The following is a 14,815-nucleotide window of genomic DNA, read 5'->3' as shown; positions in this document are numbered from 1 at the left end:
TTCTTTTTGCGCAGAATTGCAAAGTGTAGGTCAGGCTAACTGACCAATATCAAGGCGGCTGTTGCTCCCGCTTCTGGAGGCGATGCCAAGAAGCCCTCCCAAGAGGCTCTCGCCCGCCCACGTCAAAGCGCGAAGCCCGACTCAATAGCCCTTGTTGTCGAAGGGCATGGGCAGATCCTCCAGACGGATCACACCGCTGGTGGCGAGATAGACGATGCCCGCAGTGACGATCAGCGCGATCACGCTGGTGGCCGCCATCTTCGGCAGCAGCAGCGGGCGCACCGGCGCGCCGGGGTCGGTGCCCGGCTTGGGCGCGGACCCCGCCTCCACATGGTTGCGCACGCCGAACGGCAGCACCGCGAACAGGCAGATCCACCAGGCGACGAAATAGATGGCGAGAATGGCGCCGATGTTCACCGCCGGCGCTCCTCAGGCTTGTTCCAGCTCGACCAGCGTGCCGTTGAAGTCCTTGGGATGCAGGAACAGCACCGGCTTGCCGTGGGCACCGATCTTCGGCTCCCCGGTGCCCAGCACCCGCGCGCCCGTGGCCTTCAGCCGGTCGCGGGCGGCGAGGATATCGTCCACCTCATAGCAGATGTGGTGGATGCCGCCGTCCGGATTGCGCTCCAGGAACTTGGCGATGGGCGAATCCGCACCCAGCGGCTCCAGCAGCTCGATCTTGGTGTTGGGCAGATGGATGAAGACGGTCGTCACGCCATGCTCGGTCTGCGGCACCGCCTCCGAGACATCGGCCCCCATCGTGTCACGATAGAGGGCCGAGGCCGCCGCGATGTCCTTGACCGCGATGGCCACGTGATTGAGGCGTCCGATCATGCCCATGTCTCCCCACAGTGGCGGCGCCCGCACGGCGCACGCGCATTATGGGGCCTATCAAACCTCGACGATATGGACGTGGCAAACCGGCTTTTTGCCCCACGCGCCATTGACCGCCCCGCGCACGGCCCGCTCGATGGAATCGGACATGGCATCGGGATCGCGACGCCGCGCCTTGGGCAGGCCCTCGGCGGTGGTCACCACCGTATCGAGGATGAGGTCGAGGAAATCGATGCCCCCCTCCCCCCGCTCGGGAATGCCGGTGATCTCCACCGAGGGATCGCCCACGAGGTTGCCGCGATTGTCCACGGCGAGCGCCACCGAGACGATGCCCACATAAGCGAGGCGCCGGCGCTCGGGAATCGTACGAGCGCTGTCGGGGATCAGCAGGCGGCCGTCCTTGTAGAGGCGCCCGTAAGGCACGTCCTCCACCCGTTCGGCATGGCCGGGCGCGAGGCGGATCACATGGCCGTCGGCGCAGGAGACCACCTCCGGAACGCCGAGCGCCTTGGCGAGCGCGGCATGCTCGGTCAGATGCAGCGGCTCGCCATGCACCGGCACGGAAACCTGCGGGCGCACCCACTTGTACATCTGCTCCAGTTCGCCGCGCCGCGGATGGCCGGAGACGTGGACGAGGCCGTCCTTGTCGGTCATCACCTTGATGCCCCGCTTCACGAGGCCGTTGATGACCGTGTTCACCACCTTCTCGTTGCCGGGAATGGTGCGTGAGGAGAAGACCACGAGGTCGCCATGGGACAGGGCGATCTCCGGATGGTCGTCGGTGGCGATGCGGCTCAGCGCGGCGCGCGGCTCGCCCTGGCTGCCGGTGAGGATGGCCACCACCTTGTCGCGGGGCAGGAAGCCGAAGGCATCGGCACCCCGGAAGGCCGGCAGGCCGTCCAGCATGCCCTGCTCGCGGGCAACCCCGATGACGCGCTCCATGGCGCGGCCCACCACCACCACCTCGCGGTCATTGGCATAGGCGGCTTCCGCGATGGCGCGCACGCGGGCGACGTTGGAGGAGAAGGTGGTGAAGGCGACGCGATACTTCGCCTTGGCGACCACGTCCCGCAGCGTCGCCGCCACGTCCGCCTCGGATGGCGAGACGCCGTCGCGGATGGCGTTGGTGGAATCGCAGATCATCGCCCGCACGCCCTCGTCGCCGAGGGCCTGGAGGCGGGCAATGTCCGTCACATGGCCCACCACGGGGGTCGGGTCGAGCTTCCAGTCGCCGGTGTGCAGCACGAGGCCGGCGGCGGTGCGGATGGCGAGGGCGTGGCTGTCGGGGATGGAGTGCGCGACAGGCACGAACTCCACCTCGAAGGGACCGATCTGGGCCCGACCGCCGGAGCGGACCACCTCGATCGGGATCTTCGGCGCGCCGGGCTCCTGCAGGCGCTTGGCGTCCAGCAAAGCGGCGGTGAAGCGGGTCGTATAGACCGGGCAGCCGATGCGGGGCCACAGGTCCAGCATGGCGCCCACATGGTCCTCGTGTCCATGGGTCAGCACGAGACCGGCAATGCGATCCTTGACGCTCTCCAGGAAACGGATGTCAGGCATGACGAGATCGACGCCCGGCGCCTCCTCGCCCGCGAAGCTCATGCCGAGATCGACGATGAGCCACTGGCGCTGCTTGCGCGGTCCGATCCCGTAGAGGCCGAGATTCATGCCGATCTCGCCCACCCCCCCGAGAGGCGCGAAGACGAGCTCGTTGTTGTCAGCCATCAGATGGTTCAATCCACTTTCGGTGTGAGGGAGACCTCGCCCGCCGTAACGATTTCGGCGATGCCATCCCGGCGGCGCAACATCATCGCGCCGCGATTATCGATACTCTCGAACCGGCCGGTCACTTCCCGCTCGCCGATCTTCACCGTGATGGTGTCGCCGATGGCGAGGGCGTAGCGCATCCATTCGGTGCGGATGGAAGCAAAGCCGTTGCCGCCGTTCCACTGGTTGAGGCGGACGGTCATGGCAAGATCGAGCGCTTCCAGCAGCCGGTCGGGCGCCGTGGGCGCCCCCGCTTCCTCCAGGCTGGTCGCCCGATAGGGCAGGCCCTCGGGATGGTGCAGGCAGTTGACGCCGAAGCCGATGACCGCGGCCGGCCGGCCGTAGCGGTCATTGGCCCCCTCGACCAGGATGCCGGCGAGCTTGCCGCCATCCAGCATCAGGTCGTTGGGCCACTTGAGCCGCAGGCCGTCGATGGAGATCAGGGGCGCGGCTGCCACCACGGCGTCGCGTAGGGCGAGCCCGGCCACAAAACAGAGCTGCGCCAGGTTGGCCACCGGCGCAGGATTGGGGAGCACGAGGGTCGCGAAGAGGTTGCCCAGTTCGCTGGTCCAGGGCCGCGCCGCCCCCGTCCCGCGGTCTGGATGTCCGCGACCAGCCAGGCGGGCATGGCCTCGCCCCGGCTCAGGCGCGCCAGACCCTCCGCATTGGTCGAACCGATCTCCGTGAAGCGGATGATGGGGATGGTCGAGCTTTGAAACCTTTGTTCCGCCATCGTTCAGAAAAGCGCGCGCGCCGCAGCGCCCGCAGCCGCAATAAGAGGAGTCGGGGCGAGGAAGAAGAAGGTGGTGAACAGGCCGGACACGGCCAGCACCGCCTTCAGTTCGCCGGGCATGCCGTCGAACGCCTCGGCCGGTTCGTCAAAGTACATGATCTTGACCACACGGAGATAGTAGTAGGCGCCGACCACCGACGCCACCACACCGATCACGGCCAGACCATACAGCCCCGCCTGGATCGCCGCCAGAAACACATAGTACTTTGCAACGAATCCAGCCAGCGGCGGAATGCCCGCCAGCGAGAACATGAGCGCGGCGAGCGCGAGCGCCATGAGCGGCTTGGTGCGGGCCAGGCCGGCGAGATCCTCGATGGTCTCCACCGAGCGGCCGTCGCGGCGCATAGCCAGCACGCAGGTGAAGGAGCCGAGCGTCATCACCACATAGATGGCCATGTAGAGCAGCACGCCGGTCACGCCCTGCTCCGTGCCCGCCGCCAAACCCACGAGCGCGAAGCCCATGTGGCCGATGGAGGAATAGGCGAGAAGGCGCTTGATGTTGCGCTGGCCGATGGCGGCGAACGCGCCGAGCGCCATGGAGGCGATGGAGACGAAGGTGACGATCTGCTGCCAGGAGTGCGTCACGTGCGGCAGCGCCTCGACGGCCACGCGGACGAAAACGGCCATGGCGGCAACCTTCGGGGCGGTGGCGAAGAAGGCGGTGACCGGGGTGGGCGCGCCTTCGTACACGTCCGGTGTCCACATGTGGAACGGCACGGCCGAGACCTTGAAGCACAGGCCGGCGAACAGGAAGACGATGCCGAACACGAGGCCCGTGGTCGGGGCGGTGGCGACCTTGGCAATGCCGGCGAAGTTCACCGTGCCGGTGAAGCCGTAGATGAGCGAGGCGCCGTAGAGCAACATGCCGGAGGACAGGGCGCCCAGCACGAAATACTTCAGGCCCGCCTCCGTGGAGCGCACGCTGTCGCGGTTGATGGCGGCGACCACATAGAGCGAAAGGCTCATCAGCTCGAGGCCGAGATAGAGGGCGATGAGGTCGCCGGCCGAGATCAGGATGCAGATGCCGAGCGAGGCAAGGACGACCAGGACGGCATATTCGAACTTCGCCTGCTGGGCGCGGTTCAGCCAGTCCACCGACATGATGAGGGAGACCGCCGCACCGAGCAGCGCCACCACCTTCATGAAGCGGGCGAAGGGATCGACCAGCATGGAACCGTTGAAGCCGGCGATGGTCACCGCCGGCTGGAGCATCACGAGCACCCCGGCGGCCACCAGCGCCGCGATGGCGAGGCCGTTCACCAGATTGGCCGACTTTTCACCCTGGATGGCGCCGATCAGCACCAGCACCACGGCGGAGAGCGCGAGGAGCAGTTCCGGGAGGACCGCGCCGAGAGGCGGCAGGAGGGAGGACATCGGACGACCTCTGGATCAGTGGCCGAGCAGCAGCGCGGCGGTCTTGGCGACGCTCGCGGCAGTCTCGGTACGGGCGACGACGAAGTTCACCGCGTGGGACGTCATGTCCAGCACGGGCGCCGGCCAGAAGCCGAAGATGATGGTGAGCGCGATGAGCGGGATCATGATGCCGATTTCGCGGGCATTGAGATCCTTGAGCTTCATCAGGTTCTCCTTCTCCAGCGGGCCGAAGATGACCCGCCAGTAGAGCCACAGCGCATAGGCGGCCGACAGGATCACGCCGGTGGCGGCGAAGAAGGCGACCCAGGTATTGCGCTGGAAGGCGGAGAGCATGGTGAGGAATTCGCCGACGAAACCGGAGGTGCCCGGCAGGCCGACGTTGGCCATGGTGAAGACCATCATGGCGACCGCATAGAGCGGCATGCGCTTCACGAGGCCCCCATAGGCCGCGATCTCGCGGGTGTGCATCCGGTCATAGATCACGCCGACGCAGAGGAAGAGCGCACCCGACACGAAGCCGTGCGAGATCATCAGGAACATGGCGCCCTGGAGGCCCGCCTCGTTCATCGAGAACAGGCCCATCGTCACGAAGCCCATGTGGGCGATGGACGAGTAGGCGATGAGCTTCTTGATGTCCTCCTGCACCATCGCCACCAGCGAGGTGTAGATGATGGCCACCACGGAGAGCGTGTAGACCAGCGGCGCGAAGAGGTGCGACGCATCCGGGAACATGGGCAGCGAGAAGCGGATGAAGCCGTAGCCGCCCATCTTCAGCAGCACGCCCGCCAGGATCACGGAGCCGGCGGTCGGCGCCTCCACGTGCGCGTCGGGCAGCCAGGTGTGCACCGGCCACATGGGCATCTTCACCGCGAAGGAGGCGAAGAAGGCGAGCCACAGCCAGGTCTGCATGCCGGCCGGGAAGCCGTACTGCATCAGGGTGGGCACGTCGGTGGTACCGGCTTTCCAGTACATGGCCATGATGGCGAGCATCATGAGCACGGAGCCGAGCAGCGTGTAGAGGAAGAACTTGAACGAGGCGTAGATGCGCCGCGCGCCGCCCCACACACCGATGATGAGGAACATCGGGATGAGGGCCGCCTCGAAGAAGAAGTAGAAGAGGACGAGGTCGAGGGCGCAGAAGGTGCCGACCATCAGGGTCTCGAGCACCAGGAAGCAGATCATGTACTCCTTCACGCGCTTCTTCACGCTGTCCCAGGAGGCCAGGATGCAGAAAGGCATGAGGAAGGTCGACAGGATCACCAGCGACAGCGAGATGCCGTCGACGCCCATGTGATAGGCGGCGATGCCGCCGAGCCAGGGCTTCTTCTCCACGAACTGGAAGCCGGGCGCCGCCGGATCAAAGCCCGGCAGCAGGAAGAGCGACACCACGAAGGTGACGAGCGTGGTCCACAGCGCCACCCAGCGGGCGTTGCGCGCCGCGACCTCATCCTCGCCGCGCACGACGAAGATGAACAGCGCACCCACCAGCGGCAGGAAGGTGACGACGGAGAGGATCGGCCAGTTGGACATCGTCACACTCCGGCGAACATGAACCAGGTGATGATGGCGGCAACGCCGACCAGCATCACGAACGCATAGTGGTAGAGGTAGCCGGTCTGCAGCCGGACCAGCTGTCCGGTGACATCCAGCACGCGGGCGGAGATGCCGTTCGGGCCGAGGCCGTCGATGATGGCGCCGTCACCCTTCTTCCAGAGGATGCGGCCGAGGCAGAGCGCCGGACGCACGAACAGGAAGTTGTACAGCTCGTCGATGTACCACTTGTTCAGCAGGAACTGGTACAGCGCGTCCTGGCTCTTGGCGAGGGCGGCCGGCACCCGGCGGTCCACCATGTAGAACCAGTAGGCCACCACGAAGCCCAGCACCATCATCACGGTGGGCATGTAGGCGGCCCAGCCGGGCACCTCATGCATGGCGTGGAGGATGTGGTTGTCCGGACCCATGAAGATGGAGCTGCGGAAGAAGTGCTCCACGTCGTGGCCGACGAAGAGGTTGTAGCAGACGAATCCCGCGATCACCGCGCCGACGCTGAGCACGGCGAGCGGGATGGTCATCACCAGCGGGCTCTCGTGCGCGTGGTCGTAATGGTGGTGGTCGTGCGGATGACCGTGGAAGGTCAGGAACACGAGGCGCCACGAGTAGAAGGAGGTGAGCGCCGCCGCCAGCACCGTCATCCAGTAGGCATAGACCCGGAAGTGCGAGTGGCTGGCATAGGCCGCCTCGATGATGGCGTCCTTGGAGTAGTAGCCGGCGAGGAAGGGGAAGCCGGTGATGGCCAGCGTCCCGATCATCATGGCGCCATAGGTGAAGGGGATCTTCTTATAGAGCCCGCCCATGTGGCGCATGTCCTGCTCGTGGTGCATCGCGTGGATGACCGAGCCGGCCCCGAGGAACAGCAGCGCCTTGAAGAAGGCGTGCGTGAAGAGGTGGAACACGCCGACCGAATAGGCGCCCGCGCCCATGGCCACGAACATGTAGCCGAGCTGCGAGCAGGTCGAGTAGGCGATGACCTTCTTGATGTCGTTCTGCACCAGCGCGACGGTCGCCGCGAACATGGCCGTGGTGGCGCCCACGATTGTCACCACGTCGAGAGCGGACGGCGACAGCTCGAAGATGGGCGACATGCGCGCCACCATGAACACGCCGGCGGTCACCATGGTCGCGGCATGGATGAGGGCCGAGACCGGGGTCGGGCCTTCCATGGCGTCCGGGAGCCAGGTATGCAGCAGGAACTGGGCCGACTTGCCCATGGCGCCGATGAACAGCAGCAGGGCGATCACCGTCGGCGCATCCCAATGGTGGCCGAGGAAGGTGATCGTCTTGCCGGCCAGGCTCGGGGCCTGGGCGAAGATGGTGTCGAAGCTCACCGAGCCGGTCATCACGAACACGGCGAAGATGCCGAGCATGAAGCCGAAGTCACCCACGCGGTTGACCACGAAGGCCTTCATGGCCGCCGCGTTCGCCGAGGGCTTCTCGAACCAGAAGCCGATGAGCAGGTAGGAGGCGAGGCCCACGCCTTCCCAGCCGAAGAACAGCTGGACGAGGTTGTCGGCCGTCACCAGCATCAGCATGGCGAAGGTGAAGAGCGAGAGATAGGCGAAGAAGCGCGGCCGGCTCGGATCCTCGTGCATGTAGCCGATGGAATAGAGGTGAACCAGCGAGGACACGGAGGTGACGACGATCAGCATGATCGCGGTCATGGTGTCGATGCGCAGCGCCCAGTCGATCTTGAGGTCGCCCACATAGATCCAGTGCATCACCTGCACGCGGGTGTCGAAGCCCGCGAAGCCGACCTTGATGAAGGTGATCCAGGCGAACAGGCAGGCGATGAACAGCAGCGCCGTGGTGATGAGTTCCGACGGGCGCGGACCCAGAACGCGGCCGAAAAGACCGGCGATCAGGAAGCCGATGAGCGGCAGGAAGACGATGGCCTGATACATGCCCTCAGCCCTTCATGGCATTGATGTCCTCGACGGCGATCGATCCGCGGTTGCGGAAGAACACCACGAGGATGGCGAGGCCGATGGCCGCCTCGGCGGCCGCGACGGTCAGCACCAGGAGCGCGAAGACCTGGCCGACGAGATTGCCCTGGAAGGCCGAGAAAGCGACCAGGTTGATGTTCACCGCGAGCAGGATGAGCTCGACCGACATCAGGATGACGATGACGTTCTTCCGGTTGAGGAAGATGCCCAGCGTCCCCATGGTGAAGAGGATCGCCGCCACCGTCAGGTAATGGGACAGACCGATTTCCATTGTGCCCCGCTCCTCAGATGCCCTGGCCCGGCTTCACCTTGACCACTTCCATCGCGGTCTCGGGGGTGCGGGCAACCTGGGCGGAGATGTTCTGCCGCTTGACGTTCGGCTTGTGGCGCAGCGTCAGCACGATCGCGCCGATCATGGCCACCAGAAGCACGAAGCCGGCGATCTGGAAGAAGTAGATGTAGTCCGTGTAGAGCACCTGCCCCAGCGCGTGGGTGTTGCCCCGCGGATAGGTCATCACGGCGTTTGTGGCGACCGTGACGCCCGGTCCCGCGGCCCAGGTGCCGACCACCAGCACCAGCTCGGCGAGGAAGATCAGGCCGACGATGGCGCCCACCGGCAGATACTGCAGGAAGCCCTGGCGCAGCTCGACGAAGTCCACGTCCAGCATCATGACGACGAAGAGGAAGAGCACCGCCACCGCGCCGACATAAACGACGACGAGGATGAGGGCGAGGAACTCCACGCCGAGCAGGATGAACAGCCCCGCCGCATTCACGAAGGCGAGGATGAGGAACAGGACCGAATACACCGGGTTACGGGAGGAGATCACCATGAAGGCGGATCCCACCAGTATGCAGGCGAAGAGATAGAAAAACGCTGCCGCGAAACTCATGCGCCGAGCTCCCCTCTCCGCGACGCGCTGGCGTCGATCTTTTCCAGCCGCATCCGCTGGCCGGCCCGTCGATAGCCCGTACCCATCGCCCAAGTCCACTGTCCGGGTGCCGGCAGAACGCCGGCCCCTGTCGGTTTTCCAATGACGCGCCGTCGGCGCGCCGCTCGTCCTGTCGCGCCATCGGGCGCGGTGCTCAGCTCAAGGCGCCGAAGCGCCCTGCCCTGCCTTGACCTTGCCGCTCAGCGGTAGGGCGCGTCGGCGGCGATGGCGCGCGCGATCTCGCGCTCCCACCGGTCGCCGTTCGCCAGCAGCTTTTCCTTGTCGTAATACAGCTCTTCACGGGTCTCGGTGGCGAACTCGAAGTTCGGCCCCTCGACGATGGCATCCACCGGGCAGGCTTCCTGGCAGAAGCCGCAATAGATGCACTTCACCATGTCGATGTCGTAACGGGTCGTGCGGCGGGTGCCGTCATTGCGGCGCGGACCGGCCTCGATGGTGATGGCCTGCGCCGGGCAGATGGCCTCGCACAGCTTGCACGCGATGCAGCGCTCTTCCCCGTTGGGATAGCGGCGCAGCGCATGCTCGCCCCGGAAGCGCGGCGAGATGGGGTTCTTCTCGAACGGATAGTTGATCGTCGCCTTGGGCTTGAAGAAGTAGCGCATGGCGAGGAAGAAGCCGGAGACGAGCTCCGTCAGAAAGAGGGCGCGCGCGGCCTGGTCGAGTTTCATGGCCTCTCTCCTGCCGCGATCAAGCGGCCAGACATGCGGACGTTCAGGGTGACGGGGGCGCTCATTGCGGCGCGAGCCCCGTGAAGTGGAGGAAGCTCGCCACCAGCACGACCATGCCGAGGGAGATCGGCAGGAACACCTTCCAGCCGAGACGCATGAGCTGGTCGTAGCGATAGCGCGGCACCATCGCCTTCGCCATGGCGAACATGAAGAACATGAAGCACACCTTCAGCAGGAACCAGACGATGCCCGGAACCCAGGTGAAGGGGGCGAACGGAATGGGCGAGAGCCAGCCGCCGAGGAACAGCACGGAGGCGAGCGCGCACATGGTGACGATGGCGACGTACTCACCCAGCATGAACAGCAGGTAGGGCGTCGAGCCGTACTCGGTCATGAAGCCCGCCACGAGCTCCGACTCCGCTTCCACGAGGTCGAAGGGGGGGCGGTTCGTCTCGGCCAGCGCCGAGATGAAGAAGATGACGAACATGGGCAGCAGCGGCAGCCAGTACCAGCCGAAGATGCCGAGGCGGGAGTCCTGCGCATGGACCACCTTGGAGAGGTCGAGCGAGCCGGCGCACATCAGGACGGTGACGATGACGAAGCCGATGGAGACTTCGTAGGACACCATCTGCGCCGCCGAACGGAGCGCGGCGAGGAAGGGATACTTCGAGTTCGAAGCCCAGCCGCCCATGATGATGCCGTACACGCCGAGCGACGAGATGGCGAAGATGTAGAGCGTGCCGAGGTTGAGGTCAGCCACCACCCAGCCATCGGCCAGCGGCACCACCACCCAGGCGGCGAGCGCCAGCACGCAGGTGATGAGCGGGGCGAGGAGGAAGGCCACCTTGTTGGCGCCGGACGGGATCACCGGCTCCTTCAGCACGAACTTGATGAGGTCGGCGAAGGACTGGAACAGGCCGAGCGGCCCGACCACGTTCGGACCGCGACGCAGCTGCACCGCCGCCCAGATCTTGCGATCGGCCAGCAGCAGATAGGCGATGACGATGAGCAGGCCCACCAGCAGCCCAAGACTCTGGGCCAGGATGATGAGCACGTGGATCAGGGTGTCCTGCCAACTCATGGGTTCTACTCGCCCTCAGTTCCGGCCGGTGCGGGCAGTCGCCCGGCACCCGCGGTCAGATTGATCCTGCGCGCGCATCACTCACTCCGCCGCCACGGCGGTTCCGCCGAGGCGGAGCGCGGAGCATTCGGCCATCACGGCGGAAGACCGCGCGATGGGATTGGTCAGATAGAAGTCGCGCACGGCCAGCGCGAACGGAGCCTTGTCCGGCGTGCCGCCGAGGCCGGCCACCTTGGCCACCACCGAGACATCCGTCGGCTCGATCTCGTCGAGGCGGCCGAGGTGCGGATGAGCCGACACCAGCGCCGCGCGCAAAGCGAACAGCGTGTCGTAGGGCAGCTTCTGGCCGAGCACTTCGGAGAGGGCGCGGAGCACGGCCCAGTCCTCGCGCGCCTCACCGGGCGGGAAGGCCGCGCGGTTGGCGAACTGCGGACGGCCTTCCGTGTTCACATAGAGGCCGGACTTCTCGGAATAAGCGGCACCGGGCAGGATGACGTCGGCGCGGTGCGCGCCCTTGTCGCCATGGGTGCCGATGTAGACGACGAAGGCGCCGGGAGCGACCTCGATCTCATCCGCACCGAGCAGGAACAGCGTGTCCACGCCGCCCTCGGCCATGGCCTTGGCGGTGAGACCGCCCTGCCCCGGCACGAAGCCGATGTCGAGCGCGCCGACGCGGCTCGCCGCCGTGTGCAGCACCGCAAAGCCGTTCCAGCCGTCCTTCACCGCGCCCACAGACACCGCGAGGCGTGCGGCCAGCGACAGGATGGCGGCGCCGTCGGCGCGGGCGATGGCGCCCTGCCCAACGATCACCAGCGGACGCTGCGCGCCCTTCAGAACGTCGGCAAAGGTGCCGCCGCCGGTGAGGTCCGCGAGCGTGTCCGGGCCGGCGCCGAGATACTCATAGGGATAGGTCAGATCGACCCGCTCGCCGATGAGCGCGACCTTGAGGCCGCCCTGGCGCCAGCGCTTGCGGATGCGGGCGTTGAGGACGGAGGCCTCGTGGCGGGGATCGGTGCCCACCAGCAGGATGGCATCCGCTTCCTCGATCCCGACGATGGCGGGATTGAAGACGTAGGACGCGCGGCCGAGCGCCGGATCGAGGGCGGCGCCATCCTGGCGCGCGTCGACGTTGGCCGTTCCCAGCTTGCCCATGAGCTGCTTCAAAGCGAACAGCTCTTCCGTCGTGGCGAGGTCGCCGGCGATGGCGCCGAGACGGGCCGCCGGGGTCGCCTTCACCTTGGCGGCGATGGCATCGAAGGCCTGGCTCCAGCTGGCCGGCACGAGGCGGCCGTTCTGGCGCACGTAGGGCCGATCGAGGCGCTGGGTCTTCAGGCCATCCCACACGTAGCGGGTCTTGTCGGAGATCCACTCCTCGTTCACGCCCTCATGGACGCGGGGGAGGATGCGCATGACCTCACGGCCACGGGTGTCGATGCGGATGTTGGAGCCGACCGCATCCATCACGTCGATGGACTCGGTCTTCGCCAGTTCCCACGGCCGGGCGTGGAAGGCGTAGGGCTTGTGGGTCAACGCGCCCACCGGGCAGAGGTCCGCCACATTGCCCTGCATCTCAGAGCGCATGGCGTGCTCGAGATAGGTGGTGATCTCCATGTCCTCGCCGCGGCCGATGGCGCCGAGGTCCGGCACGCCAGCGACTTCGGTCGAGAAGCGCACGCAGCGGGTGCAGTGGATGCACCGGTTCATGGAGGTGCGCACCAGCGGGCCGATGTACTTGTCTTCCACGGCGCGCTTGTTCTCGGCGAAGCGAGAACTATCCACGCCATAGGCCATGGCCTGGTCCTGAAGGTCGCACTCGCCGCCCTGGTCGCAGATGGGGCAGTCGAGGGGGTGGTTGATGAGGAGGAACTCCATCACCCCTTCGCGGGCCTTCTTCACCATCGGGCTCTTGGTGAGCACGACCGGGGGCTCGCCGTTCGGGCCGGGGCGCAGATCCTTCACCGCCATGGCGCAGGAGGCGGTGGGCTTGGGCGGGCCGCCCTTCACCTCGACGAGGCACATGCGGCAGTTGCCGGCGATGGACAGGCGTTCATGGAAGCAGAAGCGCGGAATCTCCACGCCCGCCACCTCACACGCCTGGAGCAGCGTGTACTCGGCGGGGACGTCAACCTCTGTCCCGTCGACGATGATCTTGCTCATTATTCGTCCGCCTTACCGCCCGCTTGAGCCGCGTTCCACGCAGCCAAGAGATCCGTCACCGCAACGCCGTCGATGGTCATGCCGTCGAGACGGCTGCCCACGATGGTCGCTCCCGCCAGATTGGCATCCTCGATCCGCAGTCCGGCCAGATTGACCTTCCGGGCGGAAAGTCCGGCCATGTTGGCGTCGTCGAAGACACATCCGGAAAAATTCAGATCGCGATACTTGCCGCCCGACAGATTGACATTCTCCACCACCAGACCGGCGAGGTTCACGTCATTGAATGTCGAACCGGACAGGTTCACGTCGTTGAAGACCGAACCGGACAAGTCGCTGCGGGTGACCGCGAGACGATGCTTCTCCTGCTCGATCCTCATGTCCCCTACTCCGCCGCGACCGGCACCGGATCGGGATGCGGGTTCGCCGCATACTGGTCGATCCGCTTCTCGATCTCGTGGCGGAAGTTTCGGATGAGGCCCTGCACCGGCCACGCGGCGGCATCGCCGAGCGCGCAGATGGTGTGACCCTCGATCTGGGTCGTCACTTCCAGCAACTGGTCGATCTCGCGCTTCTGGGCGCGACCCTCGGCCATGCGGTTCAGCACGCGCCACATCCAGCCCGTGCCCTCGCGGCACGGCGTGCACTGGCCGCAGCTCTCATGCTTGAAGAAGTAGGAGATGCGGGCGATGGCGCGCACGATGTCCGTCGACTTGTCCATCACCAGCACGCCGGCGGTGCCGAAGGAGGACTTCACCGCGCGCAGGCCGTCGAAGTCGAGGATCAGATCCTCGCAGGCCGCCGCCGGAACCACCGGGCAGGAGGCGCCGCCGGGGATGATGGCGAGCAGGTTGTCCCAGCCGCCCCGGATGCCGCCGCCGTGCTTCTCCACCAGCTCGCGGAAGGTGATGCTCATGGCATCCTCCACGACGCAGGGCGTGTTCACATGGCCGAGGATGCCGAACAGCTTCGTGCCGACGTTGTTCGCCCGGCCGATGGACGAGAACCAGGAGGCACCGCGACGCAGGATTTCCGGCGCCACCGCGATGGACTCGACGTTGTTCACCGTCGTCGGGCAGCCGTAGAGGCCCATGTTGGCCGGGAACGGCGGCTTCAGCCGCGGCATGCCCTTCTTGCCCTCAAGGCTCTCCAGCAGCGCCGTTTCCTCGCCGCAGATGTAGGCGCCGGCACCATGGTGCACATAGAGGTCGAAGGGATAACCGTGGATGTTGTTCTTGCCGATGAGGCCCGCGTCATAGGCCTCGTCGATGGCGGCCTCCAGACGCTCGCGCTCCCGCACATACTCGCCGCGCACATAGATGTAGGCGGCGTGAGCCCCCATGGCGAAGGACGCGATCAGGCATCCCTCGATGAGGGTGTGCGGATCATTGCGCATGATCTCGCGGTCCTTGCAGGTGCCCGGCTCGGACTCGTCGGCATTGACCACGAGATAGTGCGGGCGCCCGTCGGACTGCTTGGGCATGAAGGACCACTTCATGCCCGTGGAGAAGCCGGCGCCGCCCCGGCCGCGCAGGCCCGACGCCTTCATCTCATTGATGATCCAGTCGCGGCCCTTCTCCAGGATGCCCTTGGTGCCGTCCCAGTTGCCGCGCTTCAGAGCACCCTTGAGGCCACTGTCCTCGTAGCCGTAGATGTTCGTGAAGATGCGGTCCTTGTCCTGAAGCATGGCT

General features: G+C 66.1%; 14 protein-coding genes. All 14 read right to left on the bottom strand.

All coding sequences use genetic code 11. From position 1 onward, the window contains the following. Window positions 1-141: 141 nt before the first annotated feature. The gene (locus tag AZC_RS08745) at window positions 142-417 is read right to left on the bottom strand and encodes a DUF1467 family protein (RefSeq protein WP_012170213.1); all 276 of its coding nucleotides are present in this window, start codon (window positions 415-417) and stop codon (window positions 142-144) included. A 12-nt stretch (window positions 418-429) separates the two neighbouring features. After that, window positions 430-834: a methylmalonyl-CoA epimerase gene (gene mce, locus AZC_RS08740; RefSeq protein WP_012170212.1), complete on the bottom strand. Its 405-nt coding sequence runs from the start codon at window positions 832-834 to the stop codon at window positions 430-432. Between the two features lie 57 nt (window positions 835-891). Continuing rightward, a complete protein-coding gene (locus AZC_RS08735; protein ID WP_012170211.1) occupies window positions 892-2,559 on the bottom strand; it encodes a ribonuclease J in 1,668 nt (555 codons plus the stop codon). Window positions 2,560-2,567: 8 nt separating this feature from the next. Next, window positions 2,568-3,137 carry a biotin--[acetyl-CoA-carboxylase] ligase gene (locus AZC_RS08730; protein WP_012170210.1) on the bottom strand — a complete coding sequence of 190 codons (570 nt, stop codon included), beginning with the start codon at window positions 3,135-3,137 and terminating at the stop codon, window positions 2,568-2,570. Window positions 3,138-3,337: 200 nt separating this feature from the next. Continuing rightward, complete coding sequence (gene nuoN / locus AZC_RS08725) at window positions 3,338-4,768, bottom strand: NADH-quinone oxidoreductase subunit NuoN (RefSeq protein WP_012170209.1); 1,431 nt, start codon at window positions 4,766-4,768, stop codon at window positions 3,338-3,340. A 15-nt stretch (window positions 4,769-4,783) separates the two neighbouring features. Next, window positions 4,784-6,298, bottom strand: coding sequence for an NADH-quinone oxidoreductase subunit M (locus AZC_RS08720; protein WP_012170208.1), 1,515 nt, complete (start codon window positions 6,296-6,298; stop codon window positions 4,784-4,786). 2 nt (window positions 6,299-6,300) lie between these two features. Beyond that, on the bottom strand, window positions 6,301-8,226 hold the full coding sequence (nuoL, locus tag AZC_RS08715; protein WP_012170207.1) for an NADH-quinone oxidoreductase subunit L: 1,926 nt from the start codon (window positions 8,224-8,226) through the stop codon (window positions 6,301-6,303). Between the two features lie 4 nt (window positions 8,227-8,230). Then, window positions 8,231-8,539, bottom strand: coding sequence for an NADH-quinone oxidoreductase subunit NuoK (gene nuoK, locus AZC_RS08710; protein ID WP_012170206.1), 309 nt, complete (start codon window positions 8,537-8,539; stop codon window positions 8,231-8,233). A 13-nt stretch (window positions 8,540-8,552) separates the two neighbouring features. Beyond that, on the bottom strand, window positions 8,553-9,161 hold the full coding sequence (locus tag AZC_RS08705; RefSeq protein WP_012170205.1) for an NADH-quinone oxidoreductase subunit J: 609 nt from the start codon (window positions 9,159-9,161) through the stop codon (window positions 8,553-8,555). A 239-nt stretch (window positions 9,162-9,400) separates the two neighbouring features. Next, complete coding sequence (gene nuoI, locus AZC_RS08700) at window positions 9,401-9,889, bottom strand: NADH-quinone oxidoreductase subunit NuoI (RefSeq protein WP_012170204.1); 489 nt, start codon at window positions 9,887-9,889, stop codon at window positions 9,401-9,403. A gap of 61 nt (window positions 9,890-9,950) precedes the next feature. After that, a complete protein-coding gene (gene nuoH / locus AZC_RS08695; RefSeq protein WP_012170203.1) occupies window positions 9,951-10,970 on the bottom strand; it encodes an NADH-quinone oxidoreductase subunit NuoH in 1,020 nt (339 codons plus the stop codon). A gap of 81 nt (window positions 10,971-11,051) precedes the next feature. After that, the gene (nuoG, locus tag AZC_RS08690; protein ID WP_012170202.1) at window positions 11,052-13,127 is read right to left on the bottom strand and encodes an NADH-quinone oxidoreductase subunit NuoG; all 2,076 of its coding nucleotides are present in this window, start codon (window positions 13,125-13,127) and stop codon (window positions 11,052-11,054) included. Next, a complete protein-coding gene (locus AZC_RS08685; RefSeq protein ID WP_012170201.1) occupies window positions 13,127-13,504 on the bottom strand; it encodes a pentapeptide repeat-containing protein in 378 nt (125 codons plus the stop codon). Before AZC_RS08685 ends, nuoG begins: the two co-directional genes overlap by 1 nt. A gap of 5 nt (window positions 13,505-13,509) precedes the next feature. Next, entirely contained in the window at window positions 13,510-14,811 is a 1,302-nt protein-coding gene (nuoF, locus tag AZC_RS08680; RefSeq protein ID WP_012170200.1) for an NADH-quinone oxidoreductase subunit NuoF, read from the bottom strand. Window positions 14,812-14,815: the final 4 nt, after the last annotated feature.

This window comes from Azorhizobium caulinodans ORS 571 (assembly GCF_000010525.1).
GTDB classification, from domain to species: domain Bacteria; phylum Pseudomonadota; class Alphaproteobacteria; order Rhizobiales; family Xanthobacteraceae; genus Azorhizobium; species Azorhizobium caulinodans.
Note: the sequence above shows the minus strand (reverse complement) of the source record. Positions and strands in the feature narration are given on the sequence as shown.

What these genes read in the sequence shown, in the direction of transcription:
- mce (WP_012170212.1), bottom strand. Translation starts at nt 834, where the DNA reads ATGATCGGACGCCTCAATCACGTGGCCATCGCGGTCAAGGACATCGCG.
- AZC_RS08735 (WP_012170211.1), bottom strand. Translation starts at nt 2,559, where the DNA reads ATGGCTGACAACAACGAGCTCGTCTTCGCGCCTCTCGGGGGGGTGGGC.
- nuoN (WP_012170209.1), bottom strand. Translation starts at nt 4,768, where the DNA reads ATGTCCTCCCTCCTGCCGCCTCTCGGCGCGGTCCTCCCGGAACTGCTC.
- AZC_RS08720 (WP_012170208.1), bottom strand. Translation starts at nt 6,298, where the DNA reads ATGTCCAACTGGCCGATCCTCTCCGTCGTCACCTTCCTGCCGCTGGTG.
- nuoL (WP_012170207.1), bottom strand. Translation starts at nt 8,226, where the DNA reads ATGTATCAGGCCATCGTCTTCCTGCCGCTCATCGGCTTCCTGATCGCC.
- nuoK (WP_012170206.1), bottom strand. Translation starts at nt 8,539, where the DNA reads ATGGAAATCGGTCTGTCCCATTACCTGACGGTGGCGGCGATCCTCTTC.
- AZC_RS08705 (WP_012170205.1), bottom strand. Translation starts at nt 9,161, where the DNA reads ATGAGTTTCGCGGCAGCGTTTTTCTATCTCTTCGCCTGCATACTGGTG.
- nuoI (WP_012170204.1), bottom strand. Translation starts at nt 9,889, where the DNA reads ATGAAACTCGACCAGGCCGCGCGCGCCCTCTTTCTGACGGAGCTCGTC.
- nuoH (WP_012170203.1), bottom strand. Translation starts at nt 10,970, where the DNA reads ATGAGTTGGCAGGACACCCTGATCCACGTGCTCATCATCCTGGCCCAG.
- nuoG (WP_012170202.1), bottom strand. Translation starts at nt 13,127, where the DNA reads ATGAGCAAGATCATCGTCGACGGGACAGAGGTTGACGTCCCCGCCGAG.
- AZC_RS08685 (WP_012170201.1), bottom strand. Translation starts at nt 13,504, where the DNA reads ATGAGGATCGAGCAGGAGAAGCATCGTCTCGCGGTCACCCGCAGCGAC.
- nuoF (WP_012170200.1), bottom strand. Translation starts at nt 14,811, where the DNA reads ATGCTTCAGGACAAGGACCGCATCTTCACGAACATCTACGGCTACGAG.